The following is a 24,266-nucleotide window of genomic DNA, read 5'->3' as shown; positions in this document are numbered from 1 at the left end:
CAGCCGAGTCACGGTGGGCGAACGCACAGACCACCATCGCCGGTTCCCGGACCCTCACGACGTCTCACCGGTAGAGGCGCCGATCGACCGCCGCAGATCGATCACCAGCTGGCGAACGTCGGCCGGTGGGGGCTGCGGCCGCTCGTCGGCGGGGGCGGTCTCGAGCGAACCGAGGCGGGCCGGGGCCCGCTCCTCGAGGGCAATCGTCAGGTCCAGAACGTCGGCCGGATCACCGCGGTCGGATGCGGCGACAAGTCGCTCGAGAAGCAATTTCACTTCGGCCCATTGCGCTTTCCGCATCGACCAGAACTCGATCATTTCGATGACCGGAAATATGCCTTCGGCACCGTCTTCACGCATCATCGTGAGCCTTTCTCTCGTCGGACGAACCGCAGCGCGAGGGAATAACGGGGAAGTGATAACGTGCCGTCGGGGTCGCGTTCCGTCCCGGCACGCGAAAGCATACCGAGACGGGAGATGTCGATGACCGGCAACCGAGTGGAGGCGGATAGGGCAGCAGAACGCGGAGAAGCATGCTTCCGGGCCGGCGACATCTATGGCACCTTGACGCATTACCAGCAAGCCCTCGCATTGCACGAAAAGGTGAATCCGGCCGGCGTGGAAGTGGCGTGGTGCCTCGACCGGGTCGGCGCTGCCCAGTTCCGTCTGGGGCGGATCGACGACGCTACCCGGACGCTGCAGCGGGCGGTCGCGCTGCGCCGCGCCCTGCACATGCCGGTGCATCTCGCCGAGGCCCTCACCTCGCTCGCCCTGTGCCGTCTCGGGACCGAACAGTTCGCGGCGGCGCACGCCGCCCTGCACGAAGCCCTCGACACGGTGCGGCGGCACCGGCCCAACTCCCTGATCGAGGGCCAGATTCTCACCCACCTGGCGATGATCAGCGCAGACCACGGCGATCCCACCGCCGCGATGGCGCAACTGCGGGCCGGGCTCGACATCATGGCGGCCATCGACCCGATGTCCCGGGACACGGCGATCACGCTGGGGAAGATGGGCACGGTCGCGCGCCAGACCGGTGACCTGGACGAGGCCGTCGAGATGCACGAGGCCGCCGTCGCGATCTCCCGCCGGGGCCCGTGGCCCAAGGACCTCGCGGACACACTCGCCAACCTCGCCGTCGCGCTGCTTGACGCCGGGCGCGTTGACGAGGCGCTGCAGTGCCTCTTCGAGGCCCAGGACATCTATGAGCGCGTAGCGCCGGAGTCGAGGACGTACGGCGGCTGCCTACGCACCCTCGGCATCGCCTACGAACTGGTGGGGGACTCGGCGCGGGCAGCCGCCTGCTTCGACCGCAGCGTGGCGATCCGCGACCCGGCGTAGAACGACCGGAAAGCCGGTGGTCGCGGCCACGATCGTCGCCGGCCTCGCCGGTCGGTGTGCGTTCAGCCCTGGAACATCCCGTAGACCCCCGTGATGGTGCCGACCAGCCCCGTGAGCGTCGCGAACCTCGCCGCCGGGCCCGCCCACGATCCGGTCCACCACAGGCTGCGACGTTTGTCGCCCGCGCGGCGGCACGGTGCAGCCGCCTGCCTTCCCCGGTGCCGTCCACTGCGGAGGGTGCCCGGCTCGGGCGGAGGCGCTCCGGCAACCCGGGACGCCCGGTGTCAGCGACGCGACCGAGGGACACCACGCCGGACCCGTGATGGCTAAGCTGACCTTCGCGACCGGGCGCAGGCAGTGGTCGGCGGCGGTCGCCGCCATCAACACGTGCCTAAGGAGCAACGAGTGGATGCGACGGGGGTGGCCGCTCGCGCGGCCGATCTGTGGAAGGTGTACGGCAGCGGCGAGGCCCAGGTCGTCGCGCTGCGCGGGGTGAACGTCGAACTGGAACGCGGTCACTTCACCGCGATCATGGGACCCTCGGGGTCCGGCAAGTCCACGCTCATGCACTGCCTGGCCGGGCTCGACTCGGTCACCCGCGGCCAGGTCTACATCGGCGACACCCAGGTCACCGGCCTCGGCGACCGCGGCCTGACCAAACTGCGCCGGGACAAGGTCGGCTTCGTCTTCCAGCAGTTCAACCTGTTGCCGACCCTCACGGCCGCGGAGAACATCCTGCTTCCGCTGTCCATCGCGGGCCGCAAACCCGACCAGCAGTGGTACGACACCGTCATCGACACCGTGAACCTGCGGGACCGCCTCGGCCATCGCCCCACGCAGCTCTCCGGCGGACAGCAGCAGCGCGTCGCCTGCGCCCGCGCCCTGGTCGCCCGGCCGGAGGTCGTGTTCGCCGACGAGCCCACCGGCAACCTCGACAGCCGCTCCGGCGCGGAGGTCCTGTCGTTCCTGGCCAGGTCCGTCCGCGAATACGGCCAGACGATCGTCATGGTGACCCACGACCCGAACGCCGCCAGCCACGCCGACCGGGTCATCTTCCTCGCCGACGGCCAGATCGTCGACGAGATGCGCGACCCCACCGCCGAGGCGGTGCTCGACCGGCTCAAGGGCCTCGACACTCCCGCCGCGGCGGTTCCGCCGGTGGGGAGCGAGCGCTGATGCTGCGCGCCAGTCTCCGCGGGCTGCTGTCCCGCAAGCTGCGGCTGACCCTGGCCGTGGTGGCCATCGTGCTGGGCACGGGCTTCCTGTCCGGGGCGTTCGTGCTCACCGACACGCTCGGCGCCCGCTTCTCCAAGCTGTTCGAGTCCATCAACCAGAACGTCGCGGTCCAGATCACGCCGACCGACGAGTCCACGGAGGACGGCGAACCGCCGCGGCTGACCCAGCAACAGGTGGAACGGCTGCGGGTGGACGGCGCCGCGGCGGTGCAGGGCGACGTGAGCGCGGAGGGCGTGGTCCCGTTCGACATGCGCGACGGCGACCCGGTGACCACGTCCGGCACGCCGCAGATCGGTGGCGGCGTCACCGGCGACGACCCGTTCTCGCTGGTCGGCGTCGCCGAAGGCCGGTGGCCCACGCGGGCCGGCGAGGTGGCGATCAGCCGGTTCACCGCCGAGCAGGCGCACGCCGCGGTCGGCGACCGGCTCAAGATCTACCTGCCCCGGGTCAACGAGGCCCGGGAGTTCTCGCTGGTCGGGGTGGTCACCTACAGCGGCGACCGGGACTCGCTGGCCGGCGAGACCCTCGTGCTGTTCCAGGAGGCGGAGGCCCAGCAGATCTTCTACGGCCGGACCGGGGTCTACTCCGGCGCGTTCGTGGCCGCCGACGAGGGGGTGTCGCCCGAGCAGCTGCGCGACCGGGTGGCGCCACTGCTGCCGGCCGAGTTCGAGGCGATGACCGGTGAGGAGGCGAATGAGGAGCAGGCGAACGCGGTCAACGAGGGACTGTCGCAGCTCAGCACGTACTTCTTCGGTCCGTTCGCGATCGTCGCGGTGCTCGTCGGCATCTTTCTGATCTTCAACACGTTCAACATCGTGGTCGCGCAGCGGGCGCGGGAGCTGGCGCTGATGCGCGCCATGGGCGCGAGCTGGACGCAGGTGGCGGGGTCGGTGCTGGTGGAGGCCGTGCTGGTGGGGGTGGTGGGCGCGACGCTCGGCCTGCTGGCCGGCATCGGGCTCGGGTACGCGGGCAGCGCGCTCCTGACCGGTCTGCTCGGCGTCGATCTGCCGGGCGCGGGCCTGACCGTCGGCGTGCTCCCGGTGGTGCTGGCGTACACGGTCGGCATCCTGGTGACGGTCTTCTCCGCGTTCGTGCCGGCGGTGAAGGCGTCGTCGGTGCCGCCGCTGGCGGCGATGCGCGAGGTGGCCCGGCCGGACAAGCCGTTGCGGACGTTGTCCATCGTGGGCGCGGCGCTGGCGGTGCCCGGCGTCGCGCTGGTCGGGCTGGGGCTGACCGGCGTCGGCGACCTGACGCTGCCCGCGCTGCTGCTCGGCGTCGGGATGGTCTTCCTCGGGGTGGCGCTGTTGTCGCCGCTGCTGACCCGCCCGCTGGCCGGTCTCATCGGCCGGTTGGTCGGCTGGGGGACGAGCGGCAAGCTGGGCGTGCGCAACGCGCTGCGTAACCCGCGCCGCACGGCGGTGACCGCGGCCGCGCTGATGATCGGCGTCACGCTGGTCAGCGCGGCCAGCGTGGTCGGCGCCTCGTTCAAGACCACGATCGACCAGGAGGTCAACTCGTCCATCGGCGCGGACGTCATCGTGCAGACCAACCAGACGCAGGCCGCGCCGACCGGTGAGACCGGATTCTCCGCGGCGGCGATGCAGGAGGTCCGCGAGGTTTCCGGGGTGGAGCGGGCGCTGTCGCTGTTCGTCACGGTCGACGCCGAGATCGAGGGACGGGCCAACCAGTCGCTGGGTTTCGGCGCCCTCGACCAGGACTTCCCGGTGGTGCGCGACATGTTCGGGATGACGCCGGTGGAGGGCGACCTGAGCGCGCTCGGCGAGGGCGAGTTCGTGACCGACGAGAACACCGCGGACGGGCGCGGCTGGGAGGTCGGCGACCAGGTGGCGATCGCGCTCAGCAAGGGCGGTGAGCGACAGTACCGGCTGGTGGGCACGTTCGAGAGCACACCGATCCTGACCGGCACGGTGTTCCTGCCGCCGTCGGCGGTGCAGAACTTCGCCGGGCCGCTGGCCAGTCAGGGGTACGTGGACCTCGCCGAGGGCGCCGACGCGGCCGCCGTCACCGCGCGGGTCGAGCAGATCATGTCGGACTTCCCGCTGGTCACCGTCGGGGACCGGTCCAGCCTGGTGGAGCAGTTCAACTCGTTCGTCGACATCGCCCTGGCGATCGTGGTCGTGCTGCTCGGCCTGGCGATCCTCGTCGCGCTCCTGGGCATCCTGAACACGCTGCTGCTGAGCATCTACGAGCGGACCCGGGAACTCGGCATGCTGCGAGCGGTCGGGCTCAGCAGGTTCGGCGTCATGCGCATGGTCGGCACGGAGTCGGTCGTGATGGCGGTCTTCGGGTGTCTGCTGGGGATCGCGGTCGGGGTCGGCCTCGGGGCCGCCCTGTCGGCGGCCCTGATCGACATCGACTTCCTCAGCACGATCTCCGTGCCGTGGCTCAGCCTCGCGGGCTTCGTGCTGCTCGCGGCGCTCGCCGGGGTCGCCGCCGCGCTGTGGCCGGCCTGGCGGGCCGCCAGGCTCAACGTGCTGGACGCCATCGCCTACGAGTGACCGCCGCCGGGCATTCGCAGGCTGCGGCAAATGACGGGATGCCGACAGCACTGGTCGTCCGCATCCGCGACGCTCGTTGCCCGTGACCGGCAAGACGGAGGACCGCAGTGTCGAACGAAATGATGAAGATCGAGGCGGCCGACGGCACCGAGGTGCTGATCGAGGTCGACCCCCCGGGCGGATTCACCGATGTCAAGTTCGAGGGCAATGTGCTGCGGGCCCAGGAGACCCTGGAGAAATCGCTGACCAACATCCGGGACATGGCGGTCAAGGCGATCGAGGCGTTCGAGGCGGCGGGCCCCGACCATGTCGAGCTGGAGTTCGGGGTGAAGTTCAAGGCGGAGGCGAGCGCGGCGGTGTTCGCCAAGACGGCCGCCGAGGGCCACATGATCGTCCGGATGTCCTGGTCCGCCGCCGCCTCCGCCGCCGGTGCCGAGGACGACGACGAATGACGGATACGGCCTGGCGGGCGCGGATCGCGGCACCGGTCGGCGGGGGCAGCGGGTTTCTCGTCGACGACCGCCACGTGGTGACCTGCGACCACGTCGTCCGGGGACACTCTGCGGTGCGGGTGTTCCTGGACGACGGCGCCGTCCGGGCCGAGGGCACTGTCCTCGGCCCGGGGGAATGGTGTGCGGAAACCGCCGCCGCCGGTGATGTGGCGGTCGTGGAACTCACCGAACCGGTGACCGGGATCGCGCCGGCCCGACTGGCGTCGTTCGCCGCGCTCACCTTCGCGCCGGACGAGGAGCTGTCGGCCTTCGCGGTGGTGCAGGACTACCCGGACGGCGTGAACGTCAAATTCACCGCGAACCCGGCACAGAAGATCGGCCGGAATCTCCAGGTCGAACCGGTGGACAACCGTCCCGTCTGGATCAAACACGGCTTCAGCGGCGCCGCGGCCTGCCGCAGGGACGCCACGGTGGCCGGAATGGTGAAGGCCACCGCGGCCAAGGACCAGGTCGGCATGATCATTCCGACCAGGGAGCTGGTGCGGCACAGCCCGAAACTGGACGACCTGATCGGGCTGGGTCTGCTCGGCCCTCCCGCCTATCAGGCCCTGCGCCGCACGATAGCGGCGTGCCGGCTGTCCCCGGACCAGGTCAGTCAGTTACGCCACGGGCTCCGGCAGAAGGTGCCGGATCTGCCCGGCCACCTCGATTCGCTGCTGGACCTCGTCGAGAGTCTCGTCGTGCAGACCGGCAACCAGTCCCAGCAGGAGATGGAGTACCACCTGGCCGGGCTGCTCCTCTGGCTGGGCACGCCGGAGGCGCACGAGTGGGGGAGCCGGTGGCTCTGGGAGGGACTGGTCGCGCGGACGCCGGGCGAGGCCGAGGCCACCGATCGGATGCCCGAGGTGCAGACCGTCATCGAGGCGATCGAGCGCGCGGTGCCGGAACCGCCTCCGCTGCCGCCTCCGGCGCCGCCCGTGGAGGTGTCGTGGCCCGGTGACGGCCTGGCCGCCCGGGCGCTTCGGCTGCCGGCGGACGGTGTGTCGGGGGCGGCGGTCTACGGGTTCGCGGTCGACCGGGACACCGCCTTCGTACCCGGGGGTGCCGTGCGGGAGAGCCCGGTCCGGTTCGTCACGGCGACCGGCGAGCAGGTGGTCGCGGACGTCCTGGCCATACCGGAGGGTGAGGTGGCCGTCCTCGGTCTGCGCCACCCGGTGCCGGCGGCGGAGCCGCTGCGGTGGGGCCGGTTCGTCGTGCACGGCAGCGAGGTCGCCGGTGACGTCCTGGGGCTGCCGGGCAACGGCTCGCCGCCGGTCACCATGACGAGCACCGTTCGAGGAAGTCACGACCGTCGTGACCGCTACTGGCTCGGTCCCGGCCGGGCGCCGATCTGCCCCGGTTCGCCGGTCCGGTGCGCCGGCCGCTGGGTCGGCTTCGTGGCCGCGGACGGTCAGTCCGTCGTCCCCGCCGCCGTCGCGGTGCGGCAGGCCTGGGAGGCCGGCGCGTTGCCGGCGTTGCCGGCGATCGAGGCTATCGAGTTCGTCGACCACGAGATGTCCCTGCCGCCGCTGCCGGAACCCGGCCGGAAGCTCGACGCGACCGCGTCCGGCCTGCGGGAGTGGACGGCCGGTGTCGGCGGGGAGCTGCGGCGCCTCGAGCACGTTCCGGCCGCCGCCCTCGCGCCGTTGCTGCACCGCCTGCGCGGCGCCGGCTGGACGGTGCTGGCGATGACCCCGGCCGAGGTACGGCAGCACTGGTCGCGGATCAGCACGGCGATCGCCAACGTGATGGTCGTGGTGGACGGCCGGAACGGCGACGCCGACGCCCTTCCGCCCATGCCGGTGACCGAGCGACCGAGCGCGCCCGTCCTCAGGCTGCTCGTCCTGACCTGACCGGTTCCCGGCACCTGCCGGGCAGCCGATAGACACGTGGCCATCGATACGCCACCCTGGGCGGCAGCTGTCGTCACCGAGAGGGATCGCGGTGTTGGGGCTGGTGATGGAGGAGAGCCGGTGCCGGAGCAGGATTCAGCGTGGAGCGCCGGCGATTACACCCGCCGAGTCATCCGGCCGCACCTGCGGAACGCCAACGACGTGGCGGTGAGCGTCCGCTACGACCTGGAGAGCCTGCGTGCCGATGAGCTGACGTCGGACGACGTGGTGCTCCAGCGGGTCGCCGACGTGGTGGCGTTCTGGCACCGGCAGTTGCAGGGCACGTCCACCCCGATCGGCCCGGTCTGCCGCCGCTGGGTGGCGCTCGACGGCACGCTCCGCGAGGAGGTGGGCCCGTCCTACCAGGACGCGAGCTGGTGGCGTGCGCAGGTGCCGTCCCTTGCCCGGCCGCCGGACGCCGGCATCAGGCCGTTGCGGCGGCTGCTCGCTGAGATCGTCGACGAGGAGGAGCCCGGCGAACCTGCCCCGGCACCCCCTCCGTTCGAGGTGAAGGTCGAGATCAGCGCCGGCGGCGTCGACCTTTCCTGGACCCCGCCGCCCGAGGTACGGCACGGCACCAGGTACCTGGTGGAGCGCTCGACGGCGGGCGGCCACCGCGCGGTCATCACCGCATGGCTGGCCACCACCCGTTTCCGGGACGAGGACCCGCCGGTGGCCGAACAGGTGTGGTACTCCGTCACCGCGGAGGGGTCGGACCGGACGGGCCGGCAGACCGCGTGGTTCGACCCGCCGGTCACCGGTTTCGACGTCTACTGCGGACCACCGGGCGTGGTGCGGGGCGCCTGGAAGCAGCATCGTGACTGCGTCGGCGTGCTGGTCTGGCGAACGACCGGTCGGGAGACCTCGGGCACGGACGACGGCGTGCCCGTCCGTACCGGCCCCGGCGCCACCGAGTTCACCGACGATCCGGGACTTCTCGGCAAGGTCCAGTACCACATCGTTCCGCTCTACCGGCACAGGCTGACCGGCCGGCAGGTGGTCGGACGGCGTACCTCCCGGGGGGTGAATCTGCGTCCGGCCCCGCCCGTCCCGGAGCTGGCCGGCACCACGGTGCTCGACTCCGGTGGCCGGGTCGTGGTGCGTACCCGGTGGAGCCCGATGCCCGCGGGTGTCCGTCCGGCGCTGCTCCGGGCGTGGGAGAACGCTCCGGCGATGGCCGGCAAGGTCGGCCCCGACCGCTTTCTGCCCCAGCTGGGCGACGAGATCACCCCCTCCTCGGCCGGCGGCGGCACCATGGAGTACCGCCTGCCGACCGGACTTTCGAGGCTCCTGCCGGTCGCGGTCGCCGACGGCCTGGCCTGCTTCGGCGCCGAGGTCGAGGTGGAGCGCGTGCCCCAGCTCATCGACCTCAGGCTGAACCGCACCGGTCACTGGGTGCGGGCCACCTGGGACTGGCCGGAGAAGGTGCAGGTCGCCAAGCTCGTCTGGCGGAGCGCGGGGCGCGAGGTCCCGGTCACGGTCACGGACGTCCAGCTGCGGGACGGCGGGGGATACGTGGAGTGGGAGGACGCCGGCCCGGTGTCTCTCGTCGCCACGGCCGAACTCCACCTGGCCGGGCGCGGCGTGCTGGTCTCCGAGCCGGACACGGCGTCCGTGCGGGCGGCGCCGCTCACCCTGATCTACGCGGTCGTCCGGCGATGGTGGCACGGACCCGGCCGGAGGGCACTGGCCTTCACCGCCGACCGGCCCTGTGCCGGCGTCACCGTGAAGGTCTGGCTCCACGAGGCCGGGACGCCACCCGAGAAAGACCGTCTCCTCGGGGAGTACCCGGGGGTGAGCTGCGGCCCCGGACGGCACTGCACGATCCGCGTGCGGCTGCCCGCCCGGCCCGAGCACTCGGCCGTCACCTGGTACGCCCGGTGCGAGGCGTGGATCGACGGCGACGAGGTCGGCGTCGACAACTTCAACAGCCGGCGGGAGCTGTGAGCCGATGAAGGACATCTGCCCGTACTGCTACCACGAGATCGACCGGCGACGCCTGTCGTTCGCGTGCACCGGCAACTACGCGCCCGGCCGGCGCCCGTGCCGCCGGACGGTCGACGAGCAGCGGTTGCAGGAGACCGGGTACGCCGAGGAGAGTTACCCGGTCTTCCGGCCGCCGGCGCCGGATTCCCTGCTGGCCTGGTGGCGCAGCCACCGTTCCCGCCAGGCCTACTGCCCGTTCTGCGGCGGGCGGACCGGGAAGCAGGCGTGCCCGTGTTGCCACACGCCGCTGCCGTCGAACTTCCGGGACTCGTTCAGCCCGGTGATCGGGATGGCCGGCGCCGTCTCCACCGGCAAGACCGTCTACCTCACCGTGCTGGCGCAACAGCTCACCAACGTCCTCGGGCGGCGGTTCGCCGCCGACGTGACCGTGCACGGCGACGCGGCCAACGCCTGGATACAGCGGCACGTGACAGCGGTCATGGACAAGGGCCGCCTGCCCGCCCTCACCCAGCAGCTCGACGGTCGCAGCGAGCCCCTGTTCTTCGAGTGGCGGCGACGTGCTCCGCGGCGAAGCGCGCGGTATCAGAGCACCTGTCTCTCCTTCCTCGACACCGCCGGTGAGTCACTGGGCACCAAGCGGGGCATCGAGGAGCTCAAGTTCCTCGCCAAGGTGCACGCGTTCATCGTCCTTCTGGATCCGTTCGCCATCCGCGGGCTGGCCGACAAGATGAACCTGCCGGAAGGACGCAAACCGGCGAGCGAGCCGCTGTCCGTCATCCAGCAGGTGACCGAGGTGCTGCGCATGGAGCACGCGGTCAGCGACCGCCTCGACCTGCCGATCGCGGTGGTGTTCGCCAAGGTCGACGAGCTGCGGGACGTCCTCGGGCCCCAGCATCCGATCTTCCACCCCGCTCCGGACCGGGGCATCTACGACGACGAGGCCGGCCGCCGGGTGCACGAGTCCGTACGCGAACTGCTCCTCGACCATCAGGCCGACGACATCGACCGCGCGCTCCAGTCGAACTACCGGAACTACCGCTACTTCGCCGTTTCCTCGCTCGGTACGCGCCCCAACCCGGACAACACCCTGAACCCGGGCGCGGTCCGGCCGATCCGGGTGGCCGACCCGCTGGTGTGGCTGCTCGCGCACTACGGCCTGGTGCCCAGGACGCGCCGTGGCTGAGAATTTCGAGGCGGCGATCTACACCGACTGTGCCGCCGGGCAGGGCCTGGACGGCATCGCCGGGATGCAGTTCCAGGCCGGCACGCCGCGCCTGACCGCCGATCTGCGGGCGGTGATCAAACGGCACCTGCTCTACGAGCCACCCAGCCAGCTGCTGGAGGACGGCCGGCCCGTCGCGGAGTTCCCGCTCTCGTTGGCGCACGTCTGTGCGGACGGCATGTTCGCCACGGCGAGCGGACGCTACCTGGGCCGGGAGGCGAAGGGAGCCCGTGGGGGCAACCATCTGACACACGCGATCGCCACCCGGGATCCGACGACGTACGGCATCATCCGGCCGGCGCAGCTGGCCGGCGCCGGGTTCTGGAGGGCGGGGCCGTTTCCCACCACGGCGGCCACGTCGCCCCCGGACGACTGGCAGCCGGGACCGATCACGCCACAGGCGGCCGCGTCCTACGTGATCGACTCACCGGGCGGGCCGCGGATGCTGGGCGGACTCGTGTCCGTGCTCGCCACCCCCCGGCTGGGCGGCCACCGCCGGGTGGCCGTCGTCACCGACGACGCCCTCGCCGCACTGCACCTGCTCGCGGCGGCGACGTTGCTGCTGCCGCAACGACGAGCCCTGGAGATCGGCTTCAAGGTCTTCGCGATGGAACCGGCCCGGTCGGCGCTTCCGGTGGTGGTCGTGCACCCGTCCTGGAGCGACTTCGCCGCCGACGTCGACCGCGATCAGGGGTACGCGGTGTTCGATCTGGTGCACGGCCGGTGGACCCGGACGCCGGCCGACGCCGAGGCCGATGCCTGGGCCGACCTGTTCTGCACCGCGGACCCCGATCTCGTCGGGGAGGCGGTGGATCTGGCGGACGCCAGCGGCCTGCGAGGCGTTCCGGCCCGGGCCATGGCCACCGCCGCCACGCTGGACATCGTTCCCCCGCCCGACGTGATGCCACACCTGCTGCGGTGGCTGCGCGGGCAGGAATTCCGGGAGGTACGCGAGGCGTACGGAGAATCGGTGGTCCGCGCCCTCACCGCCGCGCCCGATCCCGCGCTGTTGTTCGACCTGATGCGGGTGGCGGAGGCGGACTACCCGTCCCAACGGGACGCCGTGGCCGAGGCGCTGCTGGTCGCCGAGGTACGCGCGGCCGCCGCGGCGGCGCCGGGGGGCGGTGCCGTGACCCGCGCGCGGTGGCGGGTGCCGGGCCATCAGCAGCCGACCGCGCGGCGCGTCGTCGTCGAGGCGTTGCGGACGGCGGAACCCGCGGCCTTCGCGGCGATCCTCACCCTGGCCGCCGCGCGGGACGTCACGGTACGCCTCGACCAGGTCGCCGAGGCCGCCGATCGGTTCGTCGCCGGATGGCTGCACGATCCCGAGGCGCCCTACCAGCCGTCGTCGTGGCGTACCGAGCCGTCGCTGGTGCCCCGCCTCGAGGAGGCGATCGTGGGGCGGGCCCGGCAGGAACCGATGATGCGGGTGCTGGCCGCCACCTGGTGGAAGGTCCTGCGGCCACGCCCGTTCGTGGCCGACCTCGACAAGCCCTTCGACCGGGCGCTGCTGTCGGCCGCGATGCGCGACGGCGGCGCGGAACTGCGGACAGCGCTCGTCCGGGCCAACGTCGTGGAGGCGAAACGGCGTCATCGGGGCGGCGACCGGGACGCGTACCGGCGTCTCGCGGAAACCCTGTGGGACGAGGTTTCCCCGCCGACCCTGGACGAACTGCGCCTCGTCGGCGACCACGTCGGCCCTGAGCTGCGCCTCGAGCCACGGTTCGCCGCCGAGATCGCCCGGGCGCTGGAGAGCCGGCCGCTGTCCGCGACGACACTGACGGACTGGCGCCGCGTGGTGCGGGTGTTCTTCGACGCCGACGACGACCAGGTCCGCGAGGCGAACCGCCGGGTCGAGGATCTCGAAGCCCAGGACCGCCGGTTCCACGAGATGCTGCGCCGGCCCTTCGACGACCGTCACCCCACGGCCGCCGCGGTGGAGAGCAGCATCGGGCTCATCCGTGACCGCCGCGGGGCCTTCGTCGAACGCCTGCACGGACTGCAGAACCCGGCGCGGCTGCGTGACCTTCTCGACGTGTTGCCGCCCGACCTCGTCGACGGCTTCCTGCAGAGGTGTGCCCAGGACGGCAGGGCGGGCGCCTGGTCACCACCCCGGGCCGCGGTCATGTTCTTTCTGCTCAGCCGGTACCGGCCGGAACGCCACCCGGCCGGCCGGGTCCTCCACGCCGCCTGCGGCCCACGGCTGGACGCGTGGGCCGCGCGCAGCATGGGCACGCAGCTGTACGAGGTGATGCTGTGCCTCCAGCCGCTGGGCCAGCCGGTCGCCGACGATTGGCGACGGTACGCCGACCAGTGGTCCCGGCCGCCGAACGCACTGACCAGCCACCTCAACTGGCTTCGCGACACGACGACGTGACCGGGGTATGACTCGTGTGGCTGGTGCTCGTTCTCGTGGTCCTCGGCGTGGTCGTCGTCTGGGCGTTCCTGGCGTACCTGTTGATCCCGATCGTCCTGCTGCTGATCGCCGCGGGCACCGTGACCGGACTCCTGGTCGGACTGTCGGGCGCCGTCCGCGGACTGTCCGGCAACGAGACGGGCGGCGTCCCGGACGAGGCGCCGGACGACAAGCGGCCCCGGTCCTCGTCCGCGCCGTACCCGTTGCGGGACCGGGCGTGGCCGCACTATCTGACCGCGCAACTCCTCATCGACCTGCGGAACACCGTCGTCCTGCCCACCGCCCTGACGTTGCAGGTGCTGCGGACCCTGGCCGCGCCGCTCGACGACCGCCGCAGGACGCACGACGGACTCTGGGCCTGGGCGCCGTACCTCGCCGGTGCCCTGGTGTTCACGATCGCCATGCTGGCCGGGACGCTGGCGGCGCTGCTGCTGGTGCTGGTGCTCGGCCTCGCGGTCGCCCTGATCGGGTCGGCGGTCGGTGTGGCCGGCGCCGTCCTGTTGCGGTCGATCGATCTCGGCGTACGCCGGTGGCGCCGGGCCGCCGCGGTGTGCCTCCGGTGCTCCTGGGTGACCGCCCTGCCGGCCTACCGGTGTCCGGACTGCGACCACCTCCATCGCGACGTACGACCCGGCCCCCTCGGCATCTGGTCACGGGTCTGCGGGTGCGGCGCCCGCATGCCGACCACCGTCCTGCGCTCGGCCCGCCGGCTCGCCCCCACGTGTCCTCGATGTGAGGAGCCGCTGCCGGACGAAGCCGGCGTCGCCACCGTCCACCGCATCGTCATCGCGGGCGGGCCGGGCACCGGCAAGACGTCGCTGTGGCGGGCTGCGGTGCCCGCACTGACGAAGCAGCCGCCGGAGCCGGCCGGCGGACTGTCCGACCGGAACCTGGCCATCCGGGTGGTCCGACCGGCGACCGCCGTGGTGTCCGGGCCGGCGCTGCTGGTCACCTTCGACCCGCCCGGTGAGATCTTCCGCACCGAGGAAGCGGCGAGGCACGTGCTCAGCCCGGCCGGCTACGCCACGAACCACCTGTTGACCCTCGACCCGTTGGCGTTGCCCGCGGTCCGCGCCGCGGCGTCCGCCGCCGACCGGGGCGATCCTCCCTTCGAGCAGATCTCGCTGGAGTACGCGGAACGCCCGTACCGCCTGTTGGTGGAGCAGATCCGGGAGCACGGCGGGAACACCCGGCGGTGTGTCCTGGCCGTCGTGGTGACGAAGATGGACGAGCTGTGGACCGGCGCCGGGGCACAGCGACTCGGCCTCAGCGGGCACAGCGCACCGAAGCCGCGGACCTGGCTCGCCGACGTGGGCCTGCGGAACCTCGTCCTCGCCGCCGACCGCGACTTCGGCCGGGTCCGCTACTTCTTTCACGGCGTCCCGCCGGACGGCCATTTCGCGCACACCCCCCGGCACTTCGCCGAACCGTCCGCGCCGTTCCACTGGTTGATGCGGCACAGCGCGAAAGGAATGGCCATCCGATGAACCGACCGGGCACCGGCGGACTACCGCACTCCTACCTGGCCTTCCGCGTCCTGCTCACCACCCTGCTGCTGTCCGCGCTGACCGGTCTCGTCGCGACGGCCGTGCGCCGTGAGGTGCCCGCCTGGTTGTGGGGCCAGGCGACAGATCTCTGCCGGTCGGTCCGGGACGGCCTGCTTCCCTGATCGGCCGTGGACCATCGGTCAGATCGGCTCGGCCGGGTGGTTCCGGTAGGCCGCCCGCAACGCGGCCAGCACGGGATGGTCCGCCGGCCAGCGGACGTCGTCGATCCCGGCGATCGGGCGCACGCCGTACACCGCGTTGGTGGCGAAGGCCGCCGCCATCCGCGGCAGGTCCGGCAGGCGGACCGGCGCGCGGGCGATGGGCCCCGGGTACGCGCGGCGCAGGATCTCCGCGGTGACACCGGGCAGGCACTCGCCGTCGGGCCAGAGCACCCGCTCGCCGTCGACGAAGCCGGCGTTCCAGGTGGCGCCCTCCAGGACGGTGCCGTCGTCGGTGGTGAAGATCGCGTCGTGGTAGCCCGCAGCCTGGGCCGCGCGGCGTCGCAGCAGCGGGCCGAACAGCCCGGCGTGCTTGACGGCGGGTACGTCGCGGCGGTACGGCTCGGCGCGGACCAGCAGGGGAGGGCCGTCCGCGCCGGCCGGTCGCAGCGTCACCAGGACCGCGGGGCGGGCCGGCGTGGTCAGGTGCCCGATGTCGAGATCCGGATCGAAGATCGTCACGCGGGCGGTCACCGGGCCGGTGCGCTCGCGCAGCGCATGCCGGAGGTGGTGGCGGACCCGGTCCGGGTCGAGCGCGGCGTCGAACACCGTGCGGCAGTCCCGGACCAGGCGTTCCAGGTGCAGCGACAGGCCGCGGACCCGGCCGTCGGCCACCGTCATCGTGGTGAAGTGGCCGTAGTTCGACAGCGCCAGGCGGCGCAGCTGCTCCGGACCGGCCGGTGCGCCGTCGAGTTCGGCCATCAGACGCCCGGGCCGGCCGGCCGGTCGGCGCGGGGTCCCGCCACTCCGCCCAGCTTGTCCGGGTTGACCACGCCGTAGAGGCCGCAGATGCGGCCGTCCACCAGGTCGGCGACCAGCACCGCGTACAGGCACCCGCCGGCCAGCACCAGCGCGGCCGGCGTGCCGTTGACCTCCTGGTAGCGCACCACCGGGTCGGGCGGGAGGCTCGGCCGGATGGCGAGCAGCAGCCGGACGACCTTGTCCCTTCCGTGGATCACCCGCCGCGCGGCCGACCGCCGGCCACCACCGTCGCTCCACAGTGCCACGTCCGGTGCCAGCACCTCGACCAGCGCCCGCATGTCGCCGCCGAGCGTGGCCGAGATGAACCGCTCGGTCGCGGCGCGCTGGGCCTCCCGGTCCACGTCGTACCGTGGGCGGCGCTCGCGGACCCGCTCCCGGGCCCGGTGCGCGGTCTGGCGCACGGCGTCGGGGCTGCGGTCGACGATCGCGGCGATCTCGCGGTATTGAAAGGAGAACGCCTCCCGGAGGACGAACACGGCCCGCTCGATCGGCGTCAGCGTCTCCAGCACGACCATCAGCGCCAGTGACAGCGACTCCGTGCGGAGCGCGTGGTCGGCGACGTCGGGCTCGGTCAGCAGCGGCTCGGGCAGCCACGGGCCGACGTACCGCTCCCGGGCCCGCCGGACGTCGCGCAGCCGGCCGATGGCGCCGTTGACCGCGACCCGGACCAGGTACGCCCGCGGATTGCGCACCTCGTCGTGGCGCACCGAGTTCCACGCCACCCAGGCGTCCTGTACCACGTCCTCGGCGTCCGAGACGCTGCCGAGCAGGTTGTAGGCGATCGCGAACAGCAGCTGGCGGTGCGTGGCGAAGGGGTCGGCGAGCTGCGCCGCTTGCTGGTCGTGCGCCATCGCATTCTCCCCATTGTGAGCCGCGTCACACCCTCCGGCATCGCGTCACATCGGCGACGGTCACGGACCTCAACCCTGCGTACGTCCGTTGCGACCGACCGGAAGGACGAGATCGTGCTGACTCGCCTTGCTGACGTAATCCTACGGTGGCCGAGGCTGGTGCTGGGGGCAGCGCTGGCGCTCGCCGTGCTCGGCGGCGCGGCCGGACCGGTGCTGTTCGACCGGTTGACCGTGGGCGGTTTCGACCATGCCGGCGGCGAGTCGGCGCGCGCCGCCGCGGCCCTGCGGGAGACGTTCGGGCAGAGCGCGCCGAACCTCGTGGTGCTGGTGACCGACCCGCGCGGAGTGGACGATCCGGCGGTGACCGCGGCGGGCACGGAACTGACCCGGCGGCTGGCCGCCGAGCCGGGCGTGTCCTCGGTGGTGTCGTACTGGACGTCGGGCAACGCGCCGCAGATGCGCGCGTCGTCGGGGCAGCGGGCGCTCGTGCTGGCCACGATCGACGGCAGCGAGACCCAGGTGGACCGGCGGGTGACCGAACTCGCCCCGCGCTACCGGGACGCGGCGGGCCTGGACGTGCAGGTCGGCGGGTACGCCGTGCTCCAGCACGAGATGACCGAGCAGGCGCAGGAGGACGCGACCTTCGGTGAGTCGATCGTGTTCCCGGTGACGCTGGTCGTCCTGGTGCTGGTCTTCGGCAGCGCGGTCGCCGCCTCGCTGCCGCTCCTGGTGGCCCTGGCGACCGTGCTGCTCGGGATGGGCACGATCTGGCTGCTCACCACCATGACCACGCTGTCCGTCTTCTCGGTCAACATCGTCACGCTGCTGGGCCTCGGCCTGGCCATCGACTACAGCCTGTTGATGGTCAACCGGTACCGCGAGGAGTTGCACGCCGGGGACGGCCGGGACAACGCGATCCGGCGGATGCTCGGGTCGGCCGGCCGCACGATCGTCTACTCCGCGGCCACCGTCGCGGTGGCGCTGGCCTGCCTGGCCTGGTTCCCCATCCTGGCGATCCGGTCGATGGCGTACGCCGGGGTGGCCACCGCGGTGCTTTCCGCCGCCGCCTCGCTGATCATCCTGCCGGCGATTCTCGTCGTGCTCGGTCCCCGGGTGGAGCGTGGGCGGTTGTTCGGGTATCGAGGGTTGCTCGGCGACGCGGGGCAGAGCAGCGGGTTCTGGCACCGGCTGGCCAGCATGGTGATGCGGCGCCCGCTCCCGGTCGCCCTCGCCGTGACGGCGTTCTTCCTGCTCCTGGGCACCCCGGCGCTCGGCATGAACCTGGCCCTCCCGGACGAGCGGGTGATGGGGGAGGAGTCGGTGGCGCGGGACGTGGCCGCCACGGTCCGGGCCGAGTTCGACACGGGCGAGCAGAACGCGCTCCAGATCGTGTTGCCGGCCGCCCCCGACCGCGCCGCCGTGGCGGAGTACGCGGGCCGGCTGTCCGGGCTGCCGGGCGCCGCCCGGGTGGACACGGTCACCGGCAGCTATCAGAGCGGCGCCCAGGTGGTGCCGGCCGGGGCCGCCCACCAGGGGTTCGCCGCCGGCGGCGCGGTCTATCTGCAGGTGGTGCCGCGGTCCGAGGCGGCCGACGACGGCGCGGACCTGGTCCGTGCGGTCCGGGCCACGCCGGAACCGGGTCCGATCCTGGTCGGCGGGCTGGCGGCCACCGGCATCGACACGAACGCGGCGCTCGCCGAGCGGCTGCCGGCCGCGCTGGCCACCCTCACCGTCGCCATGATCATCCTGCTGTTCCTGCTCACCGGCAGCGTGCTGCTGCCGGTCCTGGCGCTGGTGCTGAGCGTGCTGAGCCTGACCGCGACGTTCGGGGCCCTGGTCTGGATCTTCCAGGACGGCCACCTGGCCGGGCTCTTCGGTGACTTCACGGTCACCGGCACGATCAGCTCCACGTTGCCGATCATGCTGTTCGCCCTCTCGTTCGGCCTCGCCATGGACTACCAGGTGTTCCTGCTCTCCAGGATCCGCGAGGAGTACGAGCTGACCGGCTCGAACACCGCGGCGGTCGCGCAGGGGCTGGAACGTGTCGGGGGAATCGTCACCGCGGCCGCCGTGCTCATCTCGATCGTCTTCCTGGCGTTCGTCTTCTCCGACATCACGTTCGCCAAGGCGTTCGGCATCGGCCTGCCGTTGGCGGTCCTGATGGACGCCACGCTGGTCCGTGGCGCACTGCTGCCCGCCACGATGCGCCTCGGCGGCCGGCTGACCTGGTGGGCACCGGGCCCGCTGCGCCGCCTGCACGCCTCGATCGGCCTGCGCGAAAGCAGCGCACCGCGCGCCGAGCCGGTCGGGGCGGGCGCCCCCACGAGCCCGGTGAGCTAGATGTGAGGTAAGTCACCTTCGCGAGCATTGAGATGTTAAGCGTCAAGTGTCACGCTTTCTCCACGCGCAGCCTGTCCGCGTTCAGCCGCCGCCGCGCGTGAGTCGACCGGGCTTCCGGAGGTTCCCCCCTCGCCTCCGGAAGCCCCCCGCATGTCCGGCGCGATTCCACCGTGGTCGCGCATTCTCTCCGCATCCCGGTCCTCCACAGGGCGTCCCCGCCGATCCGGCGGGGACGCCGTCGGTGTGGCCGCCGGGCGGAACCCATCGATCGCTCTGGAAGGCGGCCGAGGCATGGTGCCCACACTCTCCACGCGACCGGACGGCCACCCGGCGGGCCGGACGGTGATCCTGGCCGAGCCGCGGGGCTTCTGCGCCGGCGTGCGCCGGGCCATCGCCATGGTCGAGCGGGCCCTCGAGGTCCACGGGCCCCCGGTGTACGTCCGCAAGCAGATCGTCCACAACCACCACGTGGTGAGCGTCCTCGAACGCAAGGGCGCCCGGTTCGTCGAGTCGGAGGACGAGGTGCCGGAGGGCGCGGTGTGCGTGTTCTCCGCACACGGCGTCGCGCCGGCCGTGCACGAGAACGCGCGGCGCCGCGACCTGGACGTCATCGACGCCACCTGCCCGCTCGTGTCCACGGTGCACCAGCAGGCCCGCCGGGTGGTCCGCGACGGGCGCCTGCTGCTGCTGATCGGCCACGCGGACCACGAGGAGACCGAGGGCACGCGGGGCGAGGCGGCGGAGCGGACCGTCGTGGTGGAGACCGAGGCGGACGTCGACCGGCTGGACCTCCCGCCGGACACCCCGGTCGCCTACCTGACCCAGACCACCCTCTCGGTGGACGAGACGGCCGGCATCGTCGACCGGCTCCGGGACCGCTTCGCCGACCTGCTCGGACCGGCGAAGGACACCATCTGCTACGCCAGTCAGAACCGGCAGTCCGGGATCAAGGCGCTCGCCGCCCGGTGCGACGTGGTGCTGGTGGTCGGATCCGAGAACTCCAGCAACTCGCAGCGCATGGTGGACGTCGCGCGGGAGAGCGGCTCGCCGGCGTACCTGGTGCCCGACGTGTCCCGGATGGACCCGCGATGGCTGGACGGAGCGACCCGGGTCGGCGTGAGTTCCGGCGCCAGCGCCCCGGAGGTCCTCGTCGACGACCTACTGGCCTACCTGGAGCGGCACGGCTTCGCCGACGTCGAGGTGGACACCACGTCCGTCGAGGACGTGGTGTTCGCGGTGCCGGGGCCACTGGCCGGCGGGCCACCCGGCCGGGATCCGCGAAGCCCGCAGCGGACGCTGTTCGACGGCGCGCCGGCGGATCCGACGAACGGGGGAATCCGATGACCACGAACATGACCACGCCGGGCTACGTGCGTCCGGTGCGGCAGGACATCCTGGCCGAGGTGGAACGCGAGCTGCGGGACTTCCTCGCCGCCGAACGCAAGCGATGGACCGCCGTGGACGCCCGGGCCGGCACCCTGTTGGACGCGGTGACCGACCTGATCGAGGCGGGCGGCAAGCGGATCCGGCCGGCGTTCTGCGTCACCGGCTACCTGGCCGCCGGCGGCGATCCGGACCGCGCCGAACGGGTCGTGGCCGCCGCGGCGGCCATGGAACTGCTGCACGCCTGCGCCCTGATCCACGACGACGTGATGGACGAAGCCGACCGGCGGCGCGGCGCGCCCACCGTCCACGTGCGGCACGCCCGGCGGCACCAGGAGAACGGCTGGCGCGGTGAGGCCCACCGGTTCGGCGAGAGCGTGGCGATCCTCGCCGGTGACCTCGCGCTGATCTACTCCGACCGGTTCATGGCGCGGGCCGCCGGCGACGCCGCGCTCTGGGCCGAGCTGCGGGCGGAACTGATCGTCGGCCAGTTCATGGACGTGCAGGCGGCCGCCGACCCGACCGCGGACGAACAGCTCTGCCGGTGGATCGCGGTGACCAAGTCCGGCCGGTACACCATCGAGCGGCCCCTGGTGATGGGTGCCGGCCTGGCCGGGCGCACCGACCTGACCGCCGCGTTCGGCCGGTACGGCGCGGCCGTCGGGGAGGCGTTCCAGCTCCGCGACGACCTCATCGACGCGTTCGGTGCCGGGCCGGACGCGACCGGCAAGCCGGCCGGGCTGGACTTCGAACAGCACAAGATGACGCTGCTGATGACGTTGGCGGTGCGGCACGACCCGCGGATACGCGACCTGCAGGCCGGCGGGGCCGACGCCGCCCGGCTGCGCGCGCTGCTGGTCGAGACCGGCACCCGCGCCGAGATCGAGGCGCACATCGGACGGCTCACCGACCAGGGCTGCAGGGCCCTCGACGACGCCCCGCTGGACCCGGCGTGGCGTGCGGAACTGGCCGCGATGGCCCGCCAGGTGGCGTTCCGCGACCGGTAACCGGCGCGACCGAGGACGCCCGGCACGCCCGGGCGGCAGGCGAGAAGAGACGGTGACATGGGACTGCTAGACGCGATAACCGGGCCCGCGGACCTCGCCGGGCTGTCGTCCGCGCAGCTGGGCGAGCTGGCCGGCGAGATCCGGACCTTTCTGATCGAGAACGTCTCCCGCACGGGCGGACACCTCGGCCCCAACCTGGGCGCCGTCGAGCTGACCATCGCGCTGCACCGGGTGTTCCGGTCGCCGCACGACCTGATCGTGTGGGACACCGGCCACCAGGCGTACGTGCACAAGCTGCTCACCGGGCGGGCTGGGCTGTTCCCCCGGCTGCGGCAGAAGGACGGGCTGTCCGGCTACCCGTCGCGGGCGGAGTCGCCGCACGACCTGGTCGAGAACTCGCACGCCTCGACCGCGCTGTCGTACGCCGACGGGCTGGCCAACGGCCTGCGGCTGTCCGGTCGGACCGATCGGGCGGTGGTGGCCGTGGTGGGCGACGGCGCCCTCACCGGCGGGATGGCGTGGGAGGCGCTGAACAACATCGCCGCGGCCAAGGACCGGCCGGTCATCATGGTGGTCAACGACAACGGCCGGTCGTACGCGCCGACCGTCGGCGGTTTCGCACACCACCTGGCCACGCTGCGCACCTCGCGGGGATACGAGCGGTTCCTGGACTGGGTGAAGCGCACGCTGGCGTCGGCGCCGGCCGTCTACCACCCGTTGCACGGCCTCAAGAAGGGCGTCAAGGACCTGGTGGCGCCGCAGGGCCTGTTCGAGGACCTCGGCCTCAAGTACGTCGGCCCGGTCGACGGCCACGACATCGAGGCGGTCGAGTTCAGCCTCCGGCGCGCCGCCCAGTTCGGCGGGCCGGTCATCGTGCACTGCCTGACCCGCAAGGGCAACGGCTACCCGCACGCGGAGAACGACGAGGCCGACCGGTTCCACGCGGTACGCGTGATCGACCCGGTGACCGGCCGGCCGGTCCAGGTCTCCGCGCCGTCCTGGACGTCGGCGTTCGGCGCGGAGATGGTCGCGCTCGCCGAGGAACGCCCCGACGTCGTGGCGGTCACCGCCGCGATGCTGGAACCGACCGGCCTGGCACCGCTCGCCGCCCGGTTCCCGGACCGGGTCTTCGACGTCGGGATCGCCGAGCAGCACGCGGTCACCTCCGCGGCCGGGCTGGCCATGGCCGGTCTGCGGCCGGTCGTCGCGGTCTACTCCACGTTCCTGAACCGGGCCTTCGACCAGGTGCTGCTGGACGTGGCGCTGCACCGGCAGCCGGTCACGTTCGTGCTGGATAGGGCCGGGGTGACCGGCGACGACGGGCCGTCGCACAACGGCATGTGGGACCTGGCGGTGTTCCAGGCCGTGCCGGGGCTGGCCATCGCCGCCCCGCGCGACGCACGGACCCTGCGGGCGGCGCTGCGCGCGGCGGTCGCCCGGGACGACGGCCCGAACCTGATCCGGTTCCCCAAGGGCGCGCTCGGCCCGGACCTCCCGGCGGTGCAGCAGCGCGACGGCGTGGACGTGCTGCGCCGGTCCGGCGAACCGGACGTGCTGCTGGTGTCGGCCGGCGCGATGGCCGGCCTCTGCCTCGACGCGGCGGACCTGCTGGCCGCGCAGGGAATCGGGGTGACCGTGGTCGATCCGTTGCGGCTCAAGCCGGTTCCGGCCGGCCTGATCCGGATGACCGCCGGGTTCCGGCTGGTGGCCACCGTGGAGGACGGCCTGCGGGTGAACGGGTTCGGCGCGGTGCTCGGGCAGCGGCTGCGGGACGTGGCGGCCGGCACCCCGCTGATCGTTTTCGGTCTGCCGCAACGCTTTCTGGACCAGGGCAGGCGGCCCGAGGTGCTGGCGGATTGCGGGCTCACCGCCGGCGCCGTCGCGGCCGCGATCACCGGCCGGCTGGGCGGGTGCCCGCCGCGGTCGCCGGAACGGGACATCCGGGTGAAGGAGACCGTGGCGTGACCGTACAACTGGGAATTCCGACGACCCGGCCGGCCGTACCCGCGCCCCGCCGCCCGACCCGGCAGCTCAAGGTCGGGCCGGTCGGTGTCGGCAGCGAGCATCCGGTGACGGTCCAGTCGATGACCACCACCGTCACCGCGAACGTGGACGCCACCCTGCAGCAGATCGCCGAACTGACCGCCGCCGGGTGCGACATCGTCCGGGTGGCCTGTCCGTCGCAGGACGACGCCGACGCGCTGCCGGCGATCGCCCGGCGCTCCACCATCCCGGTCATCGCCGACATCCACTTCCAGCCGCGGTACGTGATCGCGGCGATCGAGGCCGGCTGCGCCGGAGTGCGGGTGAACCCGGGCAACATCCGGGCGTTCGACGACCGGGTGGGCGAGATCGCCGCGGTGGCGGCCGACCACGGCACGCCGATCCGGATCGGCGTCAACGCCGGCTCGCTGGACCGGCGGCTGCTGGCCAAGTACGGCCGGGCGACGCCCGAGGCGCTGGTCGAGTCCGCGCTGTGGGAGGCGTCGCTCTTCGCCGAGCACGACTTCCACGACCTCAAGATCTCGGTGAAGCACCACGATCCGGTCGTGATGATCCACGCGTACGAGCAGCTGGCCGAGCGGTGCGACTACCCGCTGCACCTCGGCGTGACCGAGGCCGGACCGGCGCTGCAGGGCACGGTCAAGTCGGCGGTGGCGTTCGGCGCCCTGCTGCGTCGGGGCATCGGCGACACCATCCGGGTCTCGCTGTCCGCGCCGCCGGTCGAGGAGATCAAGGTGGGCACGCAGATCCTCCAGTCGCTCGGCCTGCGACCGCGCAAGCTGGAGATCGTGTCCTGCCCGTCCTGCGGCCGGGCCCAGGTGGACGTGTACAAGCTGGCCGACCGGGTGTCCGCCGGCCTGGACGGCATGCCGGTCCCGCTGCGGGTGGCCGTCATGGGCTGCGTCGTCAACGGTCCCGGCGAGGCGCGGGAGGCAGACCTCGGCGTGGCCGCCGGCAACGGCAAGGGGCAGATCTTCGTCCGCGGCAAGGTCGTCAAGACCGTACCCGAGGACCAGATCACCGAGACCCTGATCGAGGAGGCCATGCGGATCGCCGACGAGGCCGCGCCGGACGGGGCGGAGTGATGGGC

The 24,266-nt window shown here is 72.5% G+C and carries 18 protein-coding genes; 15 read left to right on the top strand and 3 right to left on the bottom strand.

Going from position 1 to position 24,266, the window contains the following annotated elements:
* Positions 1–54 precede the first annotated feature (54 nt).
* A complete protein-coding gene (locus tag LDL48_RS02050) occupies positions 55–363 on the bottom strand; it encodes a CATRA system-associated protein (RefSeq protein WP_225253210.1) in 309 nt (102 codons plus the stop codon).
* Positions 364–483: 120 nt separating this feature from the next.
* Here LDL48_RS02050 and LDL48_RS02045 point away from each other — a divergent pair, with 120 nt between their 5' ends.
* From LDL48_RS02045 to LDL48_RS02000, 10 genes are all read left to right on the top strand, one after another.
* On the top strand, positions 484–1,341 hold the full coding sequence (locus LDL48_RS02045; protein WP_225253209.1) for a tetratricopeptide repeat protein: 858 nt from the start codon (positions 484–486) through the stop codon (positions 1,339–1,341).
* A gap of 405 nt (positions 1,342–1,746) precedes the next feature.
* Positions 1,747–2,517 (top strand): ABC transporter ATP-binding protein, encoded by a 771-nt coding sequence (locus tag LDL48_RS02040; protein WP_225253208.1) that lies wholly within the window; start codon positions 1,747–1,749, stop codon positions 2,515–2,517.
* The gene (locus LDL48_RS02035; RefSeq protein ID WP_225253207.1) at positions 2,517–5,096 is read left to right on the top strand and encodes an ABC transporter permease; all 2,580 of its coding nucleotides are present in this window, start codon (positions 2,517–2,519) and stop codon (positions 5,094–5,096) included. Before LDL48_RS02040 ends, LDL48_RS02035 begins: the two co-directional genes overlap by 1 nt.
* Positions 5,097–5,203: 107 nt before the next feature.
* Positions 5,204–5,548 (top strand): CU044_2847 family protein, encoded by a 345-nt coding sequence (locus tag LDL48_RS02030; RefSeq protein ID WP_225253206.1) that lies wholly within the window; start codon positions 5,204–5,206, stop codon positions 5,546–5,548.
* On the top strand, positions 5,545–7,440 hold the full coding sequence (locus LDL48_RS02025) for a S1 family peptidase (RefSeq protein ID WP_225253205.1): 1,896 nt from the start codon (positions 5,545–5,547) through the stop codon (positions 7,438–7,440). Before LDL48_RS02030 ends, LDL48_RS02025 begins: the two co-directional genes overlap by 4 nt.
* Positions 7,441–7,560: 120 nt before the next feature.
* Positions 7,561–9,426 carry a hypothetical protein gene (locus LDL48_RS02020; RefSeq protein WP_225253204.1) on the top strand — a complete coding sequence of 622 codons (1,866 nt, stop codon included), beginning with the start codon at positions 7,561–7,563 and terminating at the stop codon, positions 9,424–9,426.
* 4 nt (positions 9,427–9,430) lie between these two features.
* Entirely contained in the window at positions 9,431–10,609 is a 1,179-nt protein-coding gene (locus tag LDL48_RS02015; protein ID WP_225253203.1) for a TRAFAC clade GTPase domain-containing protein, read from the top strand.
* Positions 10,602–13,025 carry a GTPase-associated protein 1-related protein gene (locus LDL48_RS02010; protein ID WP_225253202.1) on the top strand — a complete coding sequence of 808 codons (2,424 nt, stop codon included), beginning with the start codon at positions 10,602–10,604 and terminating at the stop codon, positions 13,023–13,025. The genes LDL48_RS02015 and LDL48_RS02010 overlap by 8 nt, the downstream gene beginning before the upstream one ends.
* A gap of 23 nt (positions 13,026–13,048) precedes the next feature.
* The gene (locus LDL48_RS44370) at positions 13,049–14,551 is read left to right on the top strand and encodes a hypothetical protein (protein WP_225253201.1); all 1,503 of its coding nucleotides are present in this window, start codon (positions 13,049–13,051) and stop codon (positions 14,549–14,551) included.
* Positions 14,548–14,733 (top strand): hypothetical protein, encoded by a 186-nt coding sequence (locus tag LDL48_RS02000; RefSeq protein ID WP_225253200.1) that lies wholly within the window; start codon positions 14,548–14,550, stop codon positions 14,731–14,733. Before LDL48_RS44370 ends, LDL48_RS02000 begins: the two co-directional genes overlap by 4 nt.
* An 18-nt stretch (positions 14,734–14,751) precedes the next feature.
* Here LDL48_RS02000 and LDL48_RS01995 read toward each other — a convergent pair whose 3' ends face one another.
* Positions 14,752–15,531 (bottom strand): aminotransferase class IV, encoded by a 780-nt coding sequence (locus LDL48_RS01995; RefSeq protein WP_225253199.1) that lies wholly within the window; start codon positions 15,529–15,531, stop codon positions 14,752–14,754.
* Positions 15,531–16,442 (bottom strand): RNA polymerase sigma-70 factor, encoded by a 912-nt coding sequence (locus tag LDL48_RS01990; protein ID WP_225253198.1) that lies wholly within the window; start codon positions 16,440–16,442, stop codon positions 15,531–15,533. The genes LDL48_RS01995 and LDL48_RS01990 overlap by 1 nt, the downstream gene beginning before the upstream one ends.
* 159 nt (positions 16,443–16,601) lie before the next feature.
* Between LDL48_RS01990 and LDL48_RS01985 the strand changes: the two genes are divergently transcribed.
* The 5 genes from LDL48_RS01985 (at position 16,602) to ispG (ending at position 24,261) form a co-directional block, all read left to right on the top strand.
* Positions 16,602–18,782, top strand: a complete 2,181-nt coding sequence (locus LDL48_RS01985; RefSeq protein ID WP_225253197.1) for an MMPL family transporter — start codon at positions 16,602–16,604, stop codon at positions 18,780–18,782.
* A gap of 291 nt (positions 18,783–19,073) precedes the next feature.
* Positions 19,074–20,126, top strand: coding sequence for a 4-hydroxy-3-methylbut-2-enyl diphosphate reductase (gene ispH, locus LDL48_RS01980; protein WP_225253196.1), 1,053 nt, complete (start codon positions 19,074–19,076; stop codon positions 20,124–20,126).
* On the top strand, positions 20,123–21,172 hold the full coding sequence (locus tag LDL48_RS01975) for a polyprenyl synthetase family protein (protein WP_225253195.1): 1,050 nt from the start codon (positions 20,123–20,125) through the stop codon (positions 21,170–21,172). Before ispH ends, LDL48_RS01975 begins: the two co-directional genes overlap by 4 nt.
* A gap of 57 nt (positions 21,173–21,229) precedes the next feature.
* Positions 21,230–23,137: a 1-deoxy-D-xylulose-5-phosphate synthase gene (gene dxs, locus LDL48_RS01970; protein ID WP_225253194.1), complete on the top strand. Its 1,908-nt coding sequence runs from the start codon at positions 21,230–21,232 to the stop codon at positions 23,135–23,137.
* Positions 23,134–24,261 carry a flavodoxin-dependent (E)-4-hydroxy-3-methylbut-2-enyl-diphosphate synthase gene (gene ispG / locus LDL48_RS01965; protein WP_225253193.1) on the top strand — a complete coding sequence of 376 codons (1,128 nt, stop codon included), beginning with the start codon at positions 23,134–23,136 and terminating at the stop codon, positions 24,259–24,261. The genes dxs and ispG overlap by 4 nt, the downstream gene beginning before the upstream one ends.
* Positions 24,262–24,266: the final 5 nt, after the last annotated feature.

Origin of the sequence: Jidongwangia harbinensis (assembly GCF_020216025.1) — a bacterium.
Taxonomy (GTDB): domain Bacteria; phylum Actinomycetota; class Actinomycetes; order Mycobacteriales; family Micromonosporaceae; genus Actinoplanes; species Actinoplanes harbinensis.
The sequence above is the reverse complement of the archived record's forward strand: the minus strand, read 5'-3'. Positions and strand labels throughout refer to the sequence as shown.

Coding starts and splice junctions, on each gene's coding strand:
- LDL48_RS02000 (WP_225253200.1), top strand. CDS start 14,548: ATGAACCGACCGGGCACCGGCGGACTACCGCACTCCTACCTGGCCTTC.
- LDL48_RS01995 (WP_225253199.1), bottom strand. CDS start 15,531: ATGGCCGAACTCGACGGCGCACCGGCCGGTCCGGAGCAGCTGCGCCGC.
- LDL48_RS02035 (WP_225253207.1), top strand. CDS start 2,517: ATGCTGCGCGCCAGTCTCCGCGGGCTGCTGTCCCGCAAGCTGCGGCTG.
- LDL48_RS02015 (WP_225253203.1), top strand. CDS start 9,431: ATGAAGGACATCTGCCCGTACTGCTACCACGAGATCGACCGGCGACGC.
- ispH (WP_225253196.1), top strand. CDS start 19,074: ATGGTGCCCACACTCTCCACGCGACCGGACGGCCACCCGGCGGGCCGG.
- dxs (WP_225253194.1), top strand. CDS start 21,230: ATGGGACTGCTAGACGCGATAACCGGGCCCGCGGACCTCGCCGGGCTG.
- LDL48_RS02050 (WP_225253210.1), bottom strand. CDS start 363: ATGATGCGTGAAGACGGTGCCGAAGGCATATTTCCGGTCATCGAAATG.
- LDL48_RS01975 (WP_225253195.1), top strand. CDS start 20,123: ATGACCACGAACATGACCACGCCGGGCTACGTGCGTCCGGTGCGGCAG.
- LDL48_RS02025 (WP_225253205.1), top strand. CDS start 5,545: ATGACGGATACGGCCTGGCGGGCGCGGATCGCGGCACCGGTCGGCGGG.
- LDL48_RS02045 (WP_225253209.1), top strand. CDS start 484: ATGACCGGCAACCGAGTGGAGGCGGATAGGGCAGCAGAACGCGGAGAA.
- LDL48_RS01990 (WP_225253198.1), bottom strand. CDS start 16,442: ATGGCGCACGACCAGCAAGCGGCGCAGCTCGCCGACCCCTTCGCCACG.